Genomic DNA, 18,924 nt, shown 5'->3' with positions numbered 1-18,924 from the left:
TGCTAATCATTATGTGTAAATATCGTTTTGTCTGACAAAGTTTGTGAGATCGTTAGGGCAGCATCAGCGCATTCCGACAATTCTTAAACAAAACCAGTCATGATACACGAGAAAATTTTTAAACTTAAAAGTGGACGGGAAGTCAAGGTCATAGTAAAAGGTTACTTTCTGCACGACAATCCGCAACGCAGCACAGAATATGAGATATTGATCCGGGAGCCGAAAGAAAAATATTTCCGTGCACCGATCGGGATTAATCATCCGCAGTTTTGGAAACTCAAAAGATTGTCGGTGCAACAAGCGAAATTACTTGTTTTAGAATATAGCGGGATCTCCCAGCGGCAAGTCAATCAGGCAGTTGCAGAATTTAATACCGTATTAAGTTTCCCTGCGGCGCAGATAGGCTTACAGTTTGAAAGGGAACTAGTTTAAAACTCAATTGCATTGCCGGATTTGTAAAACAACATAGTTTAAACAAATCAATTTCACATCGGATTTTCACTTACAAAGCGGGCAGATAACTTTCATTTAAATGAAGTTATTTTGTCCGCTTTTATATTGTTAAGTCGTTCCGGCTTAAGATAATCGCCACGTTTCCCATCTTTTAAAACCTACCTCATTAATTGTGCTGTAACGTTAATATATTAGGTTAAAAAGCATATAAGAATTGCTTTTAAGATAAGCTCAACGACCATTACGTAACGTTAATAAAAATCATGCAAACCGGTTTTAATGCACAAGTCGCAATCATTACAGGCGCCGCCTCCGGCCTTGGACTTGTAATCGCTCACAAATTATTGAATGAAGGGGCCTATGTTGGTCTTTTTGATGTGAATATAGAAGCCCTCCGCGAGGAATTTATTGGCAATCCGGACAAGGAAGAATTTGTGAGCGTGGATGTGACCGATCCGGCAATGGTTGAAAATGGTGTGGAGCAGGTTGTTGCCCGCTTTGGCAAGATTGATATACTGATCAACTGCGCGGGCATTACAGGTGCTACAAACATAAAAAGCCATGAGGTGGATCCGGAGAACATGAGAAAGGTTTTTGAAATCAATTTCATGGGCAGTTTTAATACTTCAAGAGCAGTTTTGCCCCACATGCTCGCCAATGGTTATGGCCGCATTTTACACATTGCATCCATTGCAGGAAAAGAGGGAAATGCAGGAATGCTTGCTTACTCAGCCTCCAAGGCAGCAGTCATAGGCATGACCAAAGTGCAGGGGAAAGAATATGCGGAAACCGGGATCACCATCAATGCATTAGCCCCGGCAGTAATAAGAACGCCGCTCGTGGAGGCTATGCCCGACACGCAAGTGCAATACATGACCGACAAAATTCCCATGCGCCGCTGCGGAACGCTCGAAGAAGCCGCTAATATGGCCGCATTCATTGTTTCAGCAGAAAACAGTTTCACCACCGGCTTCACATTCGATCTCTCGGGAGGAAGGGCCACTTACTGATTTTCAGTATTTTTTGCTATTCGTATTGCTTTTTATACATTTGCATATTCCCACTGAATTTTAATATTACAACATTGCGCAGGATTTTATCCGTATTGCTCTTGGGGCTGCTGCTTTATAACATGGTAGGCTATTCGATAGTTTACCTGTCGGAGGAGACGCATACCATTAGCGAGCGCGGAAAAGACCTGATTCAGCAGTCGGATCATTCACAGGACATTGTTATTAAAGTGCCTGTGGCGGTTCCGTACCAAACCAACTGGGACGCTCCGGAACAAGTGGAAGGCCAGATTTTGCATGAAGGGCAATATTATCAGATGAAAAGCCGACAGCTGATCAATGACACCATGTATGTGCATTGCGAGTACGACCAGGGAGCGCGTGAGCGTTTCAGTGACCTGGCTACCAAAATCAATGATCAGGTAACAGGCAATGCATCTAATCCACAGAAGGATTCACATTCGACCATCCTCAAAAATTTTGTAAAAGAATACATGTCCCAAGACAGGAAACATGTGTTTTATTTGCTTGAATGGGCACCCGCCCGCGAAGTTGCCGTTTCTTCGATGCAGCTTCATTTTTCAGAAAGACAATTTACAATTCCCTCGCCGCCACCCGATCTGGCTTAGTATATCATTTCATTATCTCCTTTTTGACCTCATTTCATCAGAAATGCAAATGTCGGCTTTGAACCGAAATCAGCGCCTGTATGCTGTTTTGGGTCCATTGAACCAGGAGAAGAAATCTTTTACTAACGACAGATTTTCTTAAAAATGGCGCATATCACATTGCCCGATGAATCGCTTCCGGGGATCGTTGGCCTGTTCAATTTCCGTCCCGAAACGGCTTCTTCCCTTCGCTGGCTGGCAGACACCTTGTTACGGGGCGAATCCCCACTTACCAGCGGCGAACGCGAACTTATTGCCGCTTACGTTTCCCATCTGAACAACTGCCGGTTCTGCCACATGTCGCACGCTTCGGCTGCGATGGCGCATTTGTCGTGTGATCTCGACCAGATCGCAGATATCCGCAATGGTTTTCAGGAAATTCCGGTCACGCCTAAACTGCGAGCGCTACTCCAAATCGCTGCCAAAGTGCAGCAAAGCGGTAAGGAAGTTTCCGAAGAAGACGTAGCTGCGGCACGAGCCGAAGGGGCCATTGACCGCGAGATTCATGACACGGTTTTGATCGCAGCGTCATTCTGCATGTTCAACCGCTACGTAGACGGATTGGGCACATGGGCGCCTCGGGAAAACGAAGATTACCGCGCAATGGGACAACGTATGGCCTTCAAGGGTTACATTCCTTCGGTTGAGCAAACAGCTGAATAATTTATCTAAACCATTTTCACTCAATAGCAATGCCACATATACCATTGCCGGAACATTTGCCGGGAATAACAGGTCTGCTCGAATACAATAAGGAAACCGCCGCGCCGATCCGTGCGCTAACGCAATTCCTTTTGCGCGGTGAATCCACATTAACACCCGGAGAAAGGGAGCTGATCGCGACCATCGTCTCGCACAACAATGCATGCAAGTTTTGCACTGCTGCACACACTGCCGCCGCTGATCTGCTGATCGGCAACACCGAAACCTGCGAAATCATGAAGCAGGACATTGACGCTGCGCCGGTAAGCGTCAAAATGAAAACACTATTAAAAATCGCCAGACAAGTGCAGATAAGCGGGAAGGCCGTAACGCCCGAAGCCATTGCAGCTGCGAAAGACAACGGTGCTACGGATCTCGAAATCCACGACACCGTGCTCATTGCCGCCTTGTTTTGCCTGTACAACCGCTATGTAGACGGAATGGCCACGATTGCGCCATCCAATCCTGATTTTTACCAAGGCCTCGGCCAGCGGCTGGTCGACCATGGCTATAACCGGCTGGCCAATGGATACGATCATTTGAAACAACAACAACCCTCTTAAATCTGACTCCTCTATGAAAAGAACTTTACTTTTGATGTTTTCAATCCTCTGCGTTTTGTTCATGCAAAATGCAAAGGCACAATCCACGCAGCTTTCGGGGCACATTACGGATAACGACACCCAAAAGCCGCTTTCAGGCGTTTCTGTGTCGGTTAAGGGAAAAAATACAGGTGCTATCACGAACGGTGACGGCCTGTTTGAATTAAAAACCAGTGTGCCTGCCACGCTGGTGATTTCGCTGATCGGTTATGCGCGTCAAGAAGTGGAAGTTGCTTCTGCGCAGGCTATTAATGTGAATCTTGTTCCGGCTGCGGAAGAGCTTAACCAGGTTGTGGTTTCGGCCTCACGGGTGGAAGAGAGCATTTTACGTTCGCCGGTGAGCATTGAAAAAATGGACTCCCGGGCGGTGCAGCAAACACCTTCCGCCAATTATTTTGACGGGCTGGTCATTATGAAATCGCTGGATATGGTTACCAGCAGCCTTACTTACAAGCAGATTAATACACGTGGATTCAACTCAACGGGTAACAGCCGTTTCCTGCAACTGGTGGATGGCGTTGATAACCAGCCTTCCGGACTTGGTTTTGCGATGGGAAATCTTTTTGGCCCGCATGACATCGATGTGGAAAGCGCAGAGCTGATTCCAGGCGCGGCATCCGCGTTGTATGGCCCGATTGCTTTTAACGGCATGCTCAATACACGCACCAAAAATCCATATGAATACCAGGGACTGAGCGCACAGACAAAATTCGGCGTCAACCACATTGGCGACGGAACGGGCATGGGGGCGAAACCCATGTATGACCTGGCCGTTCGTTATGCCAAAGCATTTAACAACAAGTTTGCCTTCAAAGCTGCTGCTTCCTACCTGAAAGGAACGGACTGGTATGCAAATGACTACACCGACATTGACCCCAACACACCCGCAGCAAACCGAGGCCCGAATAATCCTGGTAGAAACGCACTGAACATTTACGGTGACGAAGTCGCACAAACCATTCCGAGCATCGGCCGCGTTTCGCGCACAGGTTATGAAGAAAAAGATCTTGCGACTTACGGCGTTTATAGCCTGAAACTGCTCGGTGCATTGCATTACCGCATTACTGACAAGCTGGAAGCCATTTATCAGGGAAACTTCAATCAGGGAACGGCTCAATATACGGGTAGTAACCGCTTCGTGATCAACGATTTCAAATTCATTCAACATCGGTTAGAGTTAAGAGGCAGCAACTTTTACGTGCGCGCTTACTCCAATCAGGAACGCTCGACAAACTCTTACAACACCCGCGCGCTGGGTCAGCACATCAACAGGACCTGGGTGAAGGATCTGGCTGGAAATACAGTTTCGCCCGACAAAGCGGATGCAACCTGGTTTGAAAGATATACGGCTGCTTACAACGGCGCCATTGCCTCGGTAGGAAGCAAAGATCATTCACTAGCCCGTGCTTTTGCGGATCAGGGCCGCATTCTGCCGGGATCCAGTGAATATGAATCGGCCAAAGACCGTCTGATCCAGACACGCGGACTGGCAGGAGCCGGAATTCTCAGTGAATGCAGCCTGCGTCATGTGGAAGGCATGTATGATTTCAGTTCAGCATTAAAATTTATCAACTTCCAGGTAGGCGGCAATTACCGTAAATATTACCTGAATACAGGTGGGACGCTTTTCGACGATAAAGACAAAAACCTCACCAATGAGGAATACGGCGTTTTTGCGCAAGCTTCGAAGTCGTTCTGGAAAGATGTTTTAAAGCTGACCGTTTCTGGCCGTTACGACAAGAATGAAAACTTCGAAGGTCGTTTTACACCGCGCGCTTCGGCGGTGATTTCTCCAAATGAAAACCACCATTTCCGGGCTTCTTACCAAACCGGCTTTCGCAATCCAACCATTGGCGATCAATACATTAAGCTCAATGTAGGCCCGATCATCATTCTGGGTGGTGCGCCGGTGAACTCTGCCGGGCTCAATGCCTACGAAAACTCGGTAACCATCGCTTCTTTTGGTGCATTTGCAAGTGCATTCGGAGCGGATATGGCGAAAGGAACACCATTTCCACAGGCGGTTGCCAACAACAAAGACAAACTGGTGAAATCCAATGTTCCTTACATTAAATCCGAAAAAGTGAGAAGCTATGAGATTGGTTATAAGGGGATTATTGCCAAAAAGCTTTTGTTTGACGTCAATTACTATTACAGCCAGTACACTGATTTTATGATCAATACGGTGGTGGCGAGAGCGAAATCGGAGATCCTTTTGCCGGATGGGAAGGTAAACCCTGCGGCTGCTGGCGAATTGCTCGGAGCGGACAGACAGCTTTTCCAACTTTACACCAATGCGGCTGACAAAGTTTCCATCCAAGGCGTAAGTGCCGGACTGACTTATTCACTGCCCAAGAACTACAAGATCAGCGCAAACACAACCTGGATCGATTTCAACATTGGCGATGCGGACCAAAACAACATTCCGGCTTTCAACACGCCTGAATGGAAAACCAACCTCATTTTCGGTAATTCAAAACTGACCGAGAAAATCGGCTTCAATGTGGCGTGGCACTGGCAGAGCAGCTTTGACTGGTATGGCACATTCACAGAAAATGCGCCTGGAAAAGTGAAAAGCTACAACCTCCTGGACGCGCAGATAAGCTATCGCATTCCGAACTTGAAAACGATCGTGAAGCTGGGCGCGGCGAATCTGACAAACCAATACATTGTGCAAGCATACGGCTCTCCGGCGGTAGGCGGACTGTATTATGTAAGTCTCAATTTTGATCAGCTTTTCAGATAATAATGGCTGCTACGAACATGGAAACATTGGAATTGACCAATCTGGAAGAAAAGGAAACAGGCTCAAAATGGCTTGCATTTGGCTTGTGCGGAGTGAGTTACATGCTGAGCGGGACAGTTTCCACATTAATGTCGGTTTACCTGCCCGTGGCGATTCCCGAGCTGAAAGGGCAGGCCGTTTCGCAAGCCGAGCTGGGTGAGATCGGTGCTTATGTGAATGCCATATTCCTTTATGGCTGGATGGTTGGCGGTCTGCTGTTTGGTTTCGTGAGCGACCGCATCGGTCGTGTCAGATCATTGACATTGGTCATCGGCCTTTACGGAATTTCCACTTGCCTCGTTACCATTGTTCCGGATTGGTATAGTTTGCTGGCCTTGCGGTTCTTTGCGGGCATGGGCATAGGCGGGGTTTTGCTGCTCACAACGGTTTATATTTCGGAGATCTGGCAGGATAAGAACAGGGCGGTCATGCTCGGGATCCTGGCCGTTTTCTTCCCGGTTGGCATTGTGACAACGGGCAGTCTCAATCTCATTTTTTCCGATTGGAGGAGCGCTTTTGGCGTAGGTTTTATCCCTGTTATCGTATCCGTGCTCGTTCTTTTTTTACTCCCCGAATCAGATAAATGGCGTTCAACCCGGACGCATGTCGATCAACCGGAAGGGCTTTTCAACAAAAACAACCGGGCTAACCTGCTTTCAGGCTCACTAATTTTCGGTTCCGTGCTCATCGGGCTTTGGGGGATCTTTTCCTGGCTGCCCACCTGGGTTCAGACATTGCTCACGGCCGGTCAGGATGGCCAGAAGGAGCGGGGGCTGGTGATGATTTTGCTGGGTGCGGGCGGCATCACAGGTGGTGTTTTTTCCGGAATGCTGATCAATAAATTTGGTAAAAAGGCCACATTAATGTTCACTTTCGGCACCTGCCTGCTCATATGCTGCATTTTGTTCCTTACCAACAGCACATTTTCAAACATTATATATGTAGAAACGGCCGTGCTGGCTTTCTGTTTCGGGATCAGCCAGGGCGCGTTGTCAAGTTATATTCCTGAGCTGTTCCCAGTTTCGATCCGGGGAACGGCAACGGGCTTTTGCTTTAATGTAGGGCGGTTTTTTACGGCCACGGCGGTGTTTTTTATCGGCTCGCTGGTGGCGGTCCTGGGTGGTTTCGGGAATGCATTGCTTGTGTTCACGGTCCCTTTCCTGGTTGCGTTCCTTGTTACTGCCAGAAGTAAGTAATAAAAATATTATCATAGGTTAATAATTAGGCAAACGGATTTGCCATATGGCGAATCCGTTTCTTTTTTTTTCTTTTTTTTTGTTTCAATCTTTTGATAAACAGCATTTTATATCAATGAAAAAATTACTCTACCTGGGCATTACCGGCATTATCCTCTATGAGATTGCAAAGGTGTATTTCATCATGCCTATGCCCGGAAGCCAGCAGATGAACAGCATCGACATCGCCTATTTTCTTCACACCTGGCGCTGGGCGTTCCGGATAGTGTTCTGGCTGATGATCATTGCGGGCTGCACCACGGCATTAATGGGAAAAAGGAAATGGATCACCGTTATCCTGCTCATGGCGGCGGGGGCGGTGACTTATGGCACCAACTACGAAATGGCCGCCGACACCATGTTCTACCAGCCTTCGCAGGTGATTTTACACAATGCTTCGCAGAACAAGGTGCAGGACGACCGCCTGGTTATCGGCGTGGAAATTAATGGCGAGGCCAAGGCATATCCGATTCAATTCATCGGTTACCATCATCAGGTGCGGGACGTGCTGGGCGGAAAACCTGTGATTGTCACCTATTGCACGGTTTGCCGCACAGGAAGGGTTTTCGAGCCCATTATAGAAGGCAAGCCGGATGCGTTCAGGCTGGTAGGAATGGATCATTTCAATGCTATGTTTGAGGACGAGCGCACGGGAAGCTGGTGGCGGCAGGCAAACGGTGAAGCCATTGCCGGACCACTGAAAGGCCAGATGCTGCCCGAACTTCCTACCACGCAAACAACCGTTTCGCAATGGCTCAAAATGCATCCCAACAGCCAGATCATGCAGCCCGACCCAGCTTACCAGGCCAAATACGATTCCATGAGCCGTTACGAATCTGGGAAGGGAAGATCGGCGCTGACCAAAACGGATACAACGGCCTGGAAGGATAAGTCGTGGGTAGTAGGCGTGCAGGCGGGCAAGAACAGCAAAGCTTACGACTGGCATAAATTGTTAAAACACCGGGTCATCAACGACCGTGTGGGAGTTACGCCTGTGGCGGTTGTGATTGCGGAGGATAACAAAAGCTTTTTCGCTTTTGAAAAGGAATTGGGACAGGAATTCGAGATTAGAAATGACACTTTGTACGCTCAGAATAATGCTTACAACCTGTTGGGAAAACGCGTTTCGGGAGAAGGTGAGGACTTGAAACGGATCAATGCTTACCAGGAATTCTGGCATAGCTGGCGCACCTTTCACCCTGATACACAGCAATATTGAAGTTTGAATTAATAATTTAAATAATGAACATTAAATCTACGCTGATTACGCTGGTTGTGCTGTCGGGAATTTTTAAAGGAGCCGCATTTGCGCAGGAAAAGCAAAACGAAAAACAGGATGCCGACAAAGTCCTGGACCTGAAAGAGGTTACCATTGAAGAACGAAAAAATATCATCCATACCGAGCGCCTGCCAGATGTGCAGAACACTTACATTCATGCGGGGAAAAAGAGTGAAGTGATCCAGTTGGGCGGGGTGAATGGCAATATCGCTGAGAAAACGGGCAGGCAGATTTTCGCCAGAATCCCGGGTGTGTTTGTCTATGACATGGACGGCAGCGGCAACCAGATCAATATTTCCACACGCGGCCTCGATCCGCACCGTTCCTGGGAATACAACATTCGCCAAAACGGCGTCATTACCAACTCTGATATGTACGGTTATCCTGCCAGCCATTACAGCCCGGCTATGGAATCCATTGAGCGCATTGAGCTGGTAAGGGGCACCGGGTCGCTGCAATATGGTGCGCAGTTCGGTGGGATGATCAATTATGTGACCAAAGGACCGGATACGACCCGAGCATTTTCTTTCGAAAGCATCAATTCGGTAGGTTCGTTCGGGCTTTTCAGCTCCTATAATGCTATCGGCGGTAAGGTCGGTAAGTTGGTTTACTCGGCTTATTACCAGAAACGACATTCCAATGGATATAGAAAAAATGCCAAATCAGATGCGGAATCGCAGTTTATAAGTCTTGCTTATGAATTCAATAAATCTTTGCGCATCAAGGCAGAACTGGGACGCTCTTCTTATGTTTACCAAATCCCCGGCCCGCTCACCGACGCCATGTTCGCTGCCGATCCGCGGCAATCGACGCGTTCGAGAAATTATTTTAACCCCGACATTTACATTCCCTCCATTGTCCTTGACTGGCAGATCAGCCCGGCGACGCAGATGAAATTGACCAATTCCGGTGTTTATGGAGCGCGTAATAGTGTCATGTTTGATGCATTTGCCAATGTTCCCGACACGATCAATGCGGCTACGAAATCTTACAAAGCGCGGCAGGTGGACATTGATAATTTCAAAAGCTTCACTTCCGAGCTGCGGATGCTGCATCATTACAATGTGGCCGGTTTCAAAAATGTGCTTTCGGGCGGTGTGCAGCTCATGCACAACAACCTGCGCAGAAGGCAACTTGGCAAAGGCACAACGGGCAGTGATTTTAACCTGACATTAACCGACCCGGTTTTTGGCAGGGACCTTTATATGAAAACCAATAATGTGGCTGTCTTTTTGGAAAACATGATTTACCTGACGCCGCAATGGACCGTTTCGCCGGGCTTCCGCTACGAAAACGGCGCGACGGATATGACCGGAAATATCAGTTATTACGATCCGGGAGACCTTCCTAACAAAATTAAACATCGTTTTCCACTGTTTGGGATCAGTTCGCAATACAGGCTCGATGCGCAGAACCGCATTTATGCAGGCATTTCGCAGGCTTACCGGCCGGTGGTTTTTAAGGACATTATCCCTGGATCTATTTTGGAAAAAGTGGATAAAAATCTGAAAGACGCCTATGGTCATAATGTTGAAGCGGGCATTAACGGAAGCACCAAAAACCTGCGCTATGACATTGGTGTGTTCCAGGTTTTGATCAACAACAGGATGGGAACCGTTTCCATGCGCGAGGGTGCTAACGCATACATTCTGCGCACCGTCACAGGCGATACGCGCACGAGGGGCGCGGAAGCATACATCGAATATGTGCCGCTTCGCATCAATACATCATCTACACCCACGGAGCTTTCTGTTTTCACTTCAACCTCTTATTTTGATGCAAAGTATATCAAAGGCAATGCAGTTGTAAACAACGAAAACACCAGTGTCGCCGGCAATAAAGTAGAAGGCGTGCCCACCTGGATTTCCCGGAACGGCGTGCAGCTTTTGTATAAAAAACTATCGGTAACCTGCCAGTATAGCTACGTAAGCGCCAATTTTGCGAATCCGCTGAACACGATCGAGCCCTCTGCGAACGGCACAGTTGGAAAAGTCCCTGGCTACGGGCTCCTCGACCTCAATGCCACATGGCATTTGGGCGGCAATTACACATTGCGGGCTGGCGTAAACAATGTTAACAACAAGCAATATTTCACCAAAAGGCCCACCATGTATCCCGGCGCAGGGATATGGAGTTCCTATGGCCGCAGCTTTGGACTTTCGTTTGGGGTGAAGATTTAGGTTCTTTTGCAAAATTTTGCCTGGCATTATTTTAATATCTGCTATTACAAAAACGACAAACTATCATGGCAGATAAAACGCTGAAAGACGTAAGTGAAGTAATGAAAGATATTGATCTTTGTATGCTTACCACCACCACAACCGATGGCATGCTGGCTTCGAGGCCGATGAGCAACAACGGGGAAGTGGAATACGACGGTAATTCCTATTTTTTTACATGGGAGGGCTCGCGGATGGTCAGTGACATTGAGCTGGACAGCAAAGTGAACTTAACGTTCCAGGGACAAAAAGACATTTGGATCTCGGTTGCAGGAAAAGCGGAGGTGAGCCGCGAGCGTGAGGATATGGAAGAGCATTGGGTAGAGGAGTTGAACCAGTGGTTTGAAGAGGGGCTGGACACACCCGGCATTGCAATGATTACCGTGAAAGCCAAAAGAATAAAATACTGGCAGGGTGAGGAAGAGGGAGAAGTAAAGTTATAATTTTTATATAAATGCTTTAATTTGTGGATCACGCTGATAACCGGCGTGATCCTCTTTTTTGATATGATATGAAAAAACTTTTGACTGCATTGCTCTTGCTTACATGCCTCACGAATTCCGTGGCGCAGAATTACGACGAGGCCAAAGTCCCGGCTTATACGCTTCCCGAGGTGTTGAAAACGGCGGCTGGGAAAGAAGTAACAAGCAAGAAAATGTGGGAAGAAGTGCGGCGGCCTGAGATCCTCAGGCTTTTTGAAGACAACATTTACGGGCAGATGCCGAAAGACTATGACAGCATTCGCTATACATTGAAAAATGAGGATAAGGCTGCTATGAACGGTAAAGCCCGGTTAAAAGAAGTGATTGTACAGGTTTTCAGGAACAAAAAATCGGTTCAGATCCATTTAGTCATGTTTATCCCGGGTAATGCTGCAAAGCCGTCGCCGGTTTTTGTTTTGATCAACAACCGCGGAAAAGACAACACGGATCCGACTAGGAAGGTGAAAAGCGGGTTCTGGCCCGCTGAAATGGTGATTGACAGCGGTTATGCGATCGCCGCTTTCCACGTAAGCGACCTTGCACCGGACAATAAGGATACATTTATGAACGGCGTTTTGCAGCTATATCCGGAACAACTGGAAGCAGATAATGGCATGCGGGCCATTGGCGCATGGGCCTGGGGCGCTTCGCGGGTGATGGATTATTTTGAAAATGACAAAGATATTGATGCAAAAAATGTAGCCGTTGTCGGGCATTCGCGGGGTGGAAAAGCCTCCTTATGGGCAGCGGCGCAGGACCGGCGGTTTGCAGTTTGTGTCACAAATTGTTCGGGAAACACAGGCGCGGCATTGGCCCGGCGGCAGTTTGGTGAGAGAATTGCCCGCATTAATGCCACTTTTCCGCATTGGTTTAATAATAATTATAAAAAGTTTAACGACAACGAAAACGAGCTGCCCGTAGACCAGCATATGCTCATTGCACTGATTGCTCCGAGGCCTTTATATGCCACAAATGCCTCCAAGGACCTTTGGGCTGATCCGACGGGCACATTCCTCGCGCTGAAAAATGCGGAAAAAACATATGCGCTTTATGGCCGCAGGTCTAAGTTGCCGGCAAACCCTCCCGCTATTAATGTGCCTCTTCCACAGCCGCCGTTGGCTTATCATAACCGCGAAGGCGAGCACGATATGACCGCTTACGACTGGGGTAATTTCATCCGGCTTATGAAATCCCGCCCGTAAAGGCATAAGATTTTTAGCCTTTCATAATCACATTAGAACCTACTGATTATGGAAAATAACAGCAATCAAGGACTCTTTTCAGGGAAAACGGCCTTGTGGGCAGCCGCAGGGCTGGGCTTATATGCCGCGGCCAGACATTTCTATAAAGAGATGATCAAGTTTGATTTTCAGGATAAAGTGGTGGTAATCACAGGTGGAGCGCGTGGGCTGGGCCTGTTGCTGGCGAGAGAGCTGGCTGCAAAAGGGGCGAACCTGGTGATATGTTCGAGAAATGGAGAGCAGATTGAAGTGGCTGAGCAGGAACTCCGGCAAATGGGCTCCATTGTGCTGGGTTTGAAAGCGGATGTCAGTGACCAGCGTGACGCTTCGCGCGTCATCGAAGCCACCATTTCTCAGTTCGGTCGGATTGATTTGTTGATCAATAATGCGGGCGTAATGTTGGTGGGTCCGGAAAATGTGATGGATGTGGAAGATTACAAAACGGCTATGGATACTAATTTCTGGGCTGCTTTGTACATGATCAAAGCCGCATTGCCTCATTTTCACGAGCAGAAAGAAGGCCGGATTGCCAATATCTGCTCGATAGGGGGAAAGGTTGCGGTTCCGCATTTGCTGCCTTACAGCGTTAGTAAATTTGCAATGGTTGGTTTATCAGAAGGGCTTCATGCAGAGCTGAAAAAAGACAACATTCACGTCACAACGGTGATTCCAAACCTGATGCGGACTGGAAGTCCAAGAAATGTTTCCCTAAAAGGCGACCATGAGGCAGAATATGCGTGGTTCAAGATTGCGGGCTCTTCACCGCTGCTTTCCCAGGATGCAGCCCAGGCGGCGGCAGACATTGTCGATGCTATCGCTTACCAGGAAACGGAAATCGTCCTGACGAATACGGCAAAAATGGCCGTTGCCTTGCAGGGTGCAAGCCCTAGCCTCGTATCGCTGGCAGCTTCCATCGCAAACAGATTTTTGCCCAAGTCCGGCCCGGAAGGCGCTGTGATCCGTAAAGGTTATGAGAGTGAATCAGATAAATCGAAAGGAAAAGTAGCGTCAATCAGCGACCGGGCCGCACTGCAAAATAATGAAACGTAATTAATGTTCGGGTAAGGGACTGTGCGGACGCAACGAATCCAGAAAAGCGCTGAATTGTGCTAAAAAGCCGGTATAGCAGTCCTTTCCCATTATTTTTCCCATATTCCGAATTCCGGCGTAACCTGCGGTGATAAAAATCGCAATGTACACAGGATCAGCGCTTTCCTTAATTTCTCCTGATTTTTTCCCTTGTTCAATCACGAGCTGAATGGCGCTTTGCCAGGTTACCAGCAGCTGCCTCAATGCATTTCCAAATTGCTCATTAAGCGGCCCCATTTCCTCGATCAGGTTCACCGCCGGGCAGCCATATTCAATGCGGAAAAATGAATTTTCCATCAGCAGCCCCTGCATCATTTTATAAAGTGCTTTAAGCGGATCATTAGCATGATGTAATGGCTCGATCATAGCCTCGTGCATGCCAGGCGATAGAACTTCTGCGATCAATGCCAGACCCATTTCTTCTTTGTTTTTAAAATGATAAAAGAATGCACCTTTCGTCACATTCGTGGAGGCAATGATCGTATCAATGCTCGTTGGCTGAAAACCATTCTTATAGATCAGTTCAAAAGCCTTTTGCAAAATGTCCAGACGTGTTCCGGCAGATTTATTCATGTCTTAAAACCGGATGTACGGCCGCTGGGAAAGTGGTGAGAACGGCCAAGGAATAGCCAGGAAAATGATCAGCAAAGCAATGCTGTAATAAATGAGGATCGTTTTGAATTTGTCGCGGTCATTCACTTTTCGCTTTGCTAACGCCGATCCGATTGTGATAACAATGATGGCAATGAGCATGGCCGTTCCATGAATGATGCTGAAAAATGTGATTTCAGAAAGATCGAATGTCTTGGGATTAGTGAAAAAGTATTTTACCAAAGGGCTTTGCGTGTAAAGCGTAAAACCGATCGTGAGTTGCAAATGCGCTATCGTGGCAGTTGAATGCCTTATCAAGTCAGTTTTTTTAGTGAATGGTGTGTTTTCGAAATAGCCTTTAACGGCCATAACAATCGTGTAAATAAGACTCGTGACTACAAGCCACCGGAAAATTCCGTGCAGGAAAAGAAGGATAGCATACATGACAGCAAAGCAATTTTGCAAAACATACTAACCAGTATGTTTTGCAAATGTAGCGGTTATTTTTCGCGGACAAAATATATCAATCATACTTCATCTGCACGGCCCTGATCTCACTTTTGCTTGAGCCGTTGCCTGCAACATTTACGCCCACCCTTGGCGCCCGGTCCCAGCGTGGCAGCCAGGGTGTTTCAATCTGCGTCGCACTCGTCAGCGAGTCGATCTTTTGTCCTTTTACATCCCAGCGAAATTCATAGAAACGGCCATAACGACTCTGCAAGCTGAGTTTAATGTCTTTGTATTTATCAGGAATCTCCTGCGTTTTGATCACTTCCTGCACGCCATCCTTCACCTGCCACAATGTAACGTGATTGTCCCGCACGCCATACCCGATCGCATTCTTGGCATCACCGTATACCATAATGTTCTGCGTCAGGTCTTTCTTGGCTGTTACTTCAGCTGTAAATGTATAGCTGCCATTTTTGATCGTTAATCCCAGAAAATTCCCCGTATTGGTCCGGTTCTCATTTTCGATTTGCAATGCACCGTTTTGGACTGCGTAATTCGGTTTTGAAAAGCTTACATCATAAACCCAGGGTGCTTTGAGGGTATCCTTATTGTAATTGATCGAAAAGTTGTGGTTGATCAGCGCACCTATTGCGATGGGCGCTTCTGCCTGCGCGGGAGTAGTTTTTCCATATCGGAAAGCCGGCCATTTGGTGGTTTCGTCCCACACCAGCTCGCTCAAAACGCCTTGTCTGCCTGCAAATGTAAAGTCAACGCCGTTGTAGGCGTGATGTAAATAAAAATAGCGGTTGTCGGGCGTCACAACAACGGTTCCATGGCCCGGGCATTTCCAGGTTTCATCGCCGAAAAGAGCCGGGTTGCCGGCATATTTTGTCCAGGGTCCTTGCAAATTTTCCGCCCTTGCAAAGCCTACCTGATAGTCGCAATTGGCTCCGCAGCAAGCATTGCCTGAATAAAGCATATACCAGTATTTACCCCGTTTGAAGATCGATTGCCCTTCCGCACCGCCGGCTTCCCAGCCAGTTTGGTCAGCTTTGATAAGGGTAAATTCTTTGCCCGCCACTTTTAATCCGTCGGGAGCCAGTTCCGCACCCAGGATTTCGATCCCGCGGTCCTTATCCAGTCCATATGCCTTCCATGTGATGAAAAGCTTGCCATTATCCTCCACTATAAAAGCGTCAATCGCCTCTTTTGTCCATTCAATGATAACGCCATGGTCCTTGAAGCCTTGTTTAAGATCCTTCGTGCTTGCTACGCCGATGAAAGATTGCTTATCTGATTTTCGTCGGGCAGTGTAATAGCAATAAAAAGTCTCATCCCGGAAAAACAATTCCGGTGCCCAGTAACTGCCCATCGTCCATTCCGGCAAGTCGTTAAATACCGGCCCGACATACTCCCAGTCGACCAGATTTTTCGAGCTGTATATAGGATAAGCCGGTCCCCATTCCGAAGAAGTCCCCACAGCATAATACATATCGCCCACCCGGATCACCGAAGGATCCGCAAAGTCGCCCGCAATGACCGGATTTCTGTAAGTGACAACGAGGCCAGGGGCTGGTTTAGGCTTGGGTTTTTGTGCGAACGCTTGGGGTATTGAAATCAGGATCAGAAAGAAAAGAAAGGATATAGGCTTCATTTTGCAGTTATCGGTTGTTCCGGCTAAGGAAATGATTTTATTTCAACTTAGGAAACCAAATCGATATTCTGTCTGCGTGAAATCTATGTGCCTTGGGCTTAAATGAGGTTTAATGTTTCTTCTTTTCAATCATTTCGTGAGTTGTAACAACTTTTTGATTGTAGAATGCTCATTGATTTTCAGTCTGCAAAACAAAATTTCAGTCGATTGGTCAGGCAAGTTTTGCACTTCATAACGCCATTTTCCTTTTGCGTGGGGATTGTCTACGACTGTTTTTACTATTTCGCCTTGCATGTTTACAATCTCTAACCTGACCTGGCTATTGTTCTCAGGAACTTCAAATGCAATCGTGAAATGTGCGGTAAATGGATTCGGGTATGTATTCAGATCGAATCCGGGTTCTTCACTTTCTGGTGTCTCCTCTTCAACGTAAGCCGCTACGCGCTGATTATCATACTTTCCCACATTGATCGCAGACGATGCATGCCAGTTGCCGTTCGCATCCTTCATGTAACAGCGGATCCCCAAAAATTTCTCATCCGTCGTATACACACTCGCATTGCCACCGGGCACGGCCGGGCCATTGATACCCACCTTACTCCACATATACTGAACCGCCCCTCCTTGTGCAGTAAGTGTGCGCCAGTCAGCATTTTTTGAGTAGGTCAGTTGCGGCACCCAGCCCGGCGCAACCGGATTAACTAACGCGCCAATGGTCGAAAACCATTTATTAGCAAGCCAGGTAAGGCCTTTGATTGATCCAGCGCCTTCGTAAAAGTGGGTGCTATCGCTTCGGTATTCATCACCGCCATCACTTGCGGTAGTAGTGCCGGAACTTCCGCTTACATAATCTGTTTCGGAGCCGTTTAGATTGGGTAATCCTGTTGCGACGTTGCCCTGCCCGGTTCTAATCATAGAATTGAGAGGTCCAAATTTGCTGATGGATGCTTTCGATACATACCACGTAAGATTTGGTGCTCCGAAATCAGCGCGGGATTTGGCAATAACGGCTTGCAGTTTGGTTTGATAATCTGCGGAACTGGTTGCTTTGTAACTGGCATTGATCGACAAATCCGCGTCAGCTTCTCCCTGGTGCCAGAGCACTGCCCGTACGCCAAACAAAGACCCATAATAATTCAGGGCATTTTTTAACGTTGTGTAAGGCTGGCCGTAATAATCGGAAGGAATCATTGAACCTTGCTTATGTCCCACACATATCTGTACTCCCGTGTAGGGGTGCTTGGCTTCAACACCCGCACTGCCCTGTTTCCACTGTGTGATGGTAGTTCCTCCCGAGGCCGCATTGAAGAATGCAACGGGCATTCCGCCATTTACATCAGAGATAAGCTTGCCTAGCGTAGCATAAGCCCAAACGCTATTTCCCGATGGACCTAATCGTCCATATTGTTTGGCTTGATCGCTGGTATTCAATGAAAACATGCTTGTAAAAGATGCAGGAAAGTTTTTTGTGCAAGTTTTATCCTCGAAGGTGCCAACCACCCACTCCGGAATATTTGTATTTGATGGAAGTGCATCTTTGTCGTTTCCTGTTCCTTGCGCATTGGACTGGCCAGCAATGATAAATACATCGCCAATCCCAAATTTGGCCGAAGCATACACGACACCATTCAAAAGAATTTCAGTTAAATACCAACCCTTATCGACGACGAGTGTAGTGTAAAACATGCCGTTTGTTGCCAAACTTAGGTTGGTAGAGGGCCCGGCCGCCCCAAGAATTCCTGTTGCACTTACCGTTCGAATCCTATAACTCAGCGAAACTGCAAGGTTATTGGAAATAAGTTGACCTGAAACTGTTGCCGTTGCCTTGTTTTGTATGTTGCGCTGAAGCACAGAATTGTTGATCGGATATGACAGCGATACGGTTTGCGCGCAGCAAATTTGGGATATTAAGTAAGTGCATAAAAATATGCATTTCGAAAAAATGTTCATGGTCAGGAATTATGATAGATGATACCAATAAATTTTATCTTTTAACGTCGACCGACATTGCAAAATTCGACATGTTGATAAGTGGAATTTTAGCACCGTAATGTTGATTAACAGCTTTGATGACCTCATTTGCAATGATCGCTTGCCCAAGTGGGCTCGGGTAAATTCCGTCAGAGGAGAAAAAATTTCCGGAAGGTGAACCGTCGACTAATACACCGTCTTCAGTCTTATAGCCGCCCTGATGAATTCGTTGATAAAGGTCAAAAAGATCGACAACAGCCAAGTCTTTTTTTGCTGCATACTCTCTGATTTTTTGATTGTAGTACAGTTCTGGGTCAGCCATATATAACTCATCGAAATCGAGAACTTCTTTGTCTTCAAGATTCACCCTAAAAGTCTCATCATCTTTAAAATTTTCAAAAAGAGTATGAAGTTTTGCTGTTGGAATTAGGGAAAACGGCTTTGCGCTATCTACCAACCCGTCACCCACATTATTTTTATTAAAGGTGATATA

At 47.2% G+C, this 18,924-nt stretch carries 16 protein-coding genes and 1 pseudogene; 12 read left to right on the top strand and 5 right to left on the bottom strand.

Translation table 11 applies throughout. The features are described from left to right. Positions 1-99: 99 nt before the first annotated feature. From LZG74_RS15235 to LZG74_RS15180, 12 genes are all read left to right on the top strand, one after another. Positions 100-432: a hypothetical protein gene (locus LZG74_RS15235; protein WP_233797405.1), complete on the top strand. Its 333-nt coding sequence runs from the start codon at positions 100-102 to the stop codon at positions 430-432. Between the two features lie 284 nt (positions 433-716). Next, entirely contained in the window at positions 717-1,463 is a 747-nt protein-coding gene (locus tag LZG74_RS15230; protein ID WP_233797404.1) for an SDR family NAD(P)-dependent oxidoreductase, read from the top strand. A 74-nt stretch (positions 1,464-1,537) separates the two neighbouring features. Next, positions 1,538-2,092 (top strand): hypothetical protein, encoded by a 555-nt coding sequence (locus LZG74_RS15225; RefSeq protein WP_233797403.1) that lies wholly within the window; start codon positions 1,538-1,540, stop codon positions 2,090-2,092. Between the two features lie 144 nt (positions 2,093-2,236). After that, a complete protein-coding gene (locus tag LZG74_RS15220; RefSeq protein ID WP_233797402.1) occupies positions 2,237-2,794 on the top strand; it encodes a carboxymuconolactone decarboxylase family protein in 558 nt (185 codons plus the stop codon). A gap of 29 nt (positions 2,795-2,823) precedes the next feature. Beyond that, complete coding sequence (locus LZG74_RS15215; protein WP_233797401.1) at positions 2,824-3,396, top strand: carboxymuconolactone decarboxylase family protein; 573 nt, start codon at positions 2,824-2,826, stop codon at positions 3,394-3,396. Positions 3,397-3,409: 13 nt separating this feature from the next. Beyond that, positions 3,410-6,181, top strand: a complete 2,772-nt coding sequence (locus LZG74_RS15210) for a TonB-dependent receptor (RefSeq protein WP_233797400.1) — start codon at positions 3,410-3,412, stop codon at positions 6,179-6,181. A 2-nt stretch (positions 6,182-6,183) separates the two neighbouring features. Then, on the top strand, positions 6,184-7,416 hold the full coding sequence (locus LZG74_RS15205) for an MFS transporter (RefSeq protein ID WP_233797399.1): 1,233 nt from the start codon (positions 6,184-6,186) through the stop codon (positions 7,414-7,416). A 115-nt stretch (positions 7,417-7,531) separates the two neighbouring features. Continuing rightward, a complete protein-coding gene (locus LZG74_RS15200) occupies positions 7,532-8,674 on the top strand; it encodes a DUF3179 domain-containing (seleno)protein (protein WP_233797398.1) in 1,143 nt (380 codons plus the stop codon). 23 nt (positions 8,675-8,697) lie between these two features. Then, complete coding sequence (locus LZG74_RS15195) at positions 8,698-10,914, top strand: TonB-dependent receptor domain-containing protein (protein ID WP_233797397.1); 2,217 nt, start codon at positions 8,698-8,700, stop codon at positions 10,912-10,914. Between the two features lie 65 nt (positions 10,915-10,979). After that, complete coding sequence (locus LZG74_RS15190; protein WP_233797396.1) at positions 10,980-11,396, top strand: pyridoxamine 5'-phosphate oxidase family protein; 417 nt, start codon at positions 10,980-10,982, stop codon at positions 11,394-11,396. Positions 11,397-11,464: 68 nt separating this feature from the next. Beyond that, positions 11,465-12,637, top strand: a complete 1,173-nt coding sequence (locus LZG74_RS15185) for an alpha/beta hydrolase (RefSeq protein ID WP_233797395.1) — start codon at positions 11,465-11,467, stop codon at positions 12,635-12,637. A 48-nt stretch (positions 12,638-12,685) separates the two neighbouring features. Continuing rightward, a complete protein-coding gene (locus LZG74_RS15180; RefSeq protein ID WP_233797394.1) occupies positions 12,686-13,726 on the top strand; it encodes an SDR family oxidoreductase in 1,041 nt (346 codons plus the stop codon). Here LZG74_RS15180 and LZG74_RS15175 read toward each other — a convergent pair whose 3' ends face one another. The 5 genes and pseudogenes from LZG74_RS15175 to LZG74_RS15155 all read right to left on the bottom strand — a co-directional run. Next, positions 13,727-14,338: a TetR/AcrR family transcriptional regulator gene (locus LZG74_RS15175; protein ID WP_233797393.1), complete on the bottom strand. Its 612-nt coding sequence runs from the start codon at positions 14,336-14,338 to the stop codon at positions 13,727-13,729. Between the two features lie 3 nt (positions 14,339-14,341). Next, positions 14,342-14,800: a hypothetical protein gene (locus tag LZG74_RS15170; RefSeq protein ID WP_233797392.1), complete on the bottom strand. Its 459-nt coding sequence runs from the start codon at positions 14,798-14,800 to the stop codon at positions 14,342-14,344. A 79-nt stretch (positions 14,801-14,879) separates the two neighbouring features. Next, positions 14,880-16,460 carry a glycoside hydrolase family 43 protein gene (locus LZG74_RS15165; RefSeq protein WP_233797391.1) on the bottom strand — a complete coding sequence of 527 codons (1,581 nt, stop codon included), beginning with the start codon at positions 16,458-16,460 and terminating at the stop codon, positions 14,880-14,882. A 129-nt stretch (positions 16,461-16,589) separates the two neighbouring features. Beyond that, positions 16,590-18,146 carry a sialate O-acetylesterase gene (locus LZG74_RS15160; protein WP_233797390.1) on the bottom strand — a complete coding sequence of 519 codons (1,557 nt, stop codon included), beginning with the start codon at positions 18,144-18,146 and terminating at the stop codon, positions 16,590-16,592. A 298-nt stretch (positions 18,147-18,444) separates the two neighbouring features. Further along, positions 18,445-18,924 (bottom strand): annotated as a pseudogene (locus LZG74_RS15155) (hypothetical protein); the annotation flags it as partial.

Source organism: Dyadobacter sp. CY327 (assembly GCF_021390415.1).
Taxonomy (GTDB): domain Bacteria; phylum Bacteroidota; class Bacteroidia; order Cytophagales; family Spirosomataceae; genus Dyadobacter; species Dyadobacter chenhuakuii.
Note: the sequence above shows the minus strand (reverse complement) of the source record. Positions and strands in the feature narration are given on the sequence as shown.

Coding starts and splice junctions, on each gene's coding strand:
- LZG74_RS15235 (WP_233797405.1), top strand. CDS start 100: ATGATACACGAGAAAATTTTTAAACTTAAAAGTGGACGGGAAGTCAAG.
- LZG74_RS15230 (WP_233797404.1), top strand. CDS start 717: ATGCAAACCGGTTTTAATGCACAAGTCGCAATCATTACAGGCGCCGCC.
- LZG74_RS15220 (WP_233797402.1), top strand. CDS start 2,237: ATGGCGCATATCACATTGCCCGATGAATCGCTTCCGGGGATCGTTGGC.
- LZG74_RS15215 (WP_233797401.1), top strand. CDS start 2,824: ATGCCACATATACCATTGCCGGAACATTTGCCGGGAATAACAGGTCTG.
- LZG74_RS15210 (WP_233797400.1), top strand. CDS start 3,410: ATGAAAAGAACTTTACTTTTGATGTTTTCAATCCTCTGCGTTTTGTTC.
- LZG74_RS15205 (WP_233797399.1), top strand. CDS start 6,184: ATGGCTGCTACGAACATGGAAACATTGGAATTGACCAATCTGGAAGAA.
- LZG74_RS15200 (WP_233797398.1), top strand. CDS start 7,532: ATGAAAAAATTACTCTACCTGGGCATTACCGGCATTATCCTCTATGAG.
- LZG74_RS15195 (WP_233797397.1), top strand. CDS start 8,698: ATGAACATTAAATCTACGCTGATTACGCTGGTTGTGCTGTCGGGAATT.
- LZG74_RS15190 (WP_233797396.1), top strand. CDS start 10,980: ATGGCAGATAAAACGCTGAAAGACGTAAGTGAAGTAATGAAAGATATT.
- LZG74_RS15185 (WP_233797395.1), top strand. CDS start 11,465: ATGAAAAAACTTTTGACTGCATTGCTCTTGCTTACATGCCTCACGAAT.
- LZG74_RS15180 (WP_233797394.1), top strand. CDS start 12,686: ATGGAAAATAACAGCAATCAAGGACTCTTTTCAGGGAAAACGGCCTTG.
- LZG74_RS15175 (WP_233797393.1), bottom strand. CDS start 14,338: ATGAATAAATCTGCCGGAACACGTCTGGACATTTTGCAAAAGGCTTTT.
- LZG74_RS15170 (WP_233797392.1), bottom strand. CDS start 14,800: ATGTATGCTATCCTTCTTTTCCTGCACGGAATTTTCCGGTGGCTTGTA.
- LZG74_RS15165 (WP_233797391.1), bottom strand. CDS start 16,460: ATGAAGCCTATATCCTTTCTTTTCTTTCTGATCCTGATTTCAATACCC.
- LZG74_RS15160 (WP_233797390.1), bottom strand. CDS start 18,146: ATGTTTTACACTACACTCGTCGTCGATAAGGGTTGGTATTTAACTGAA.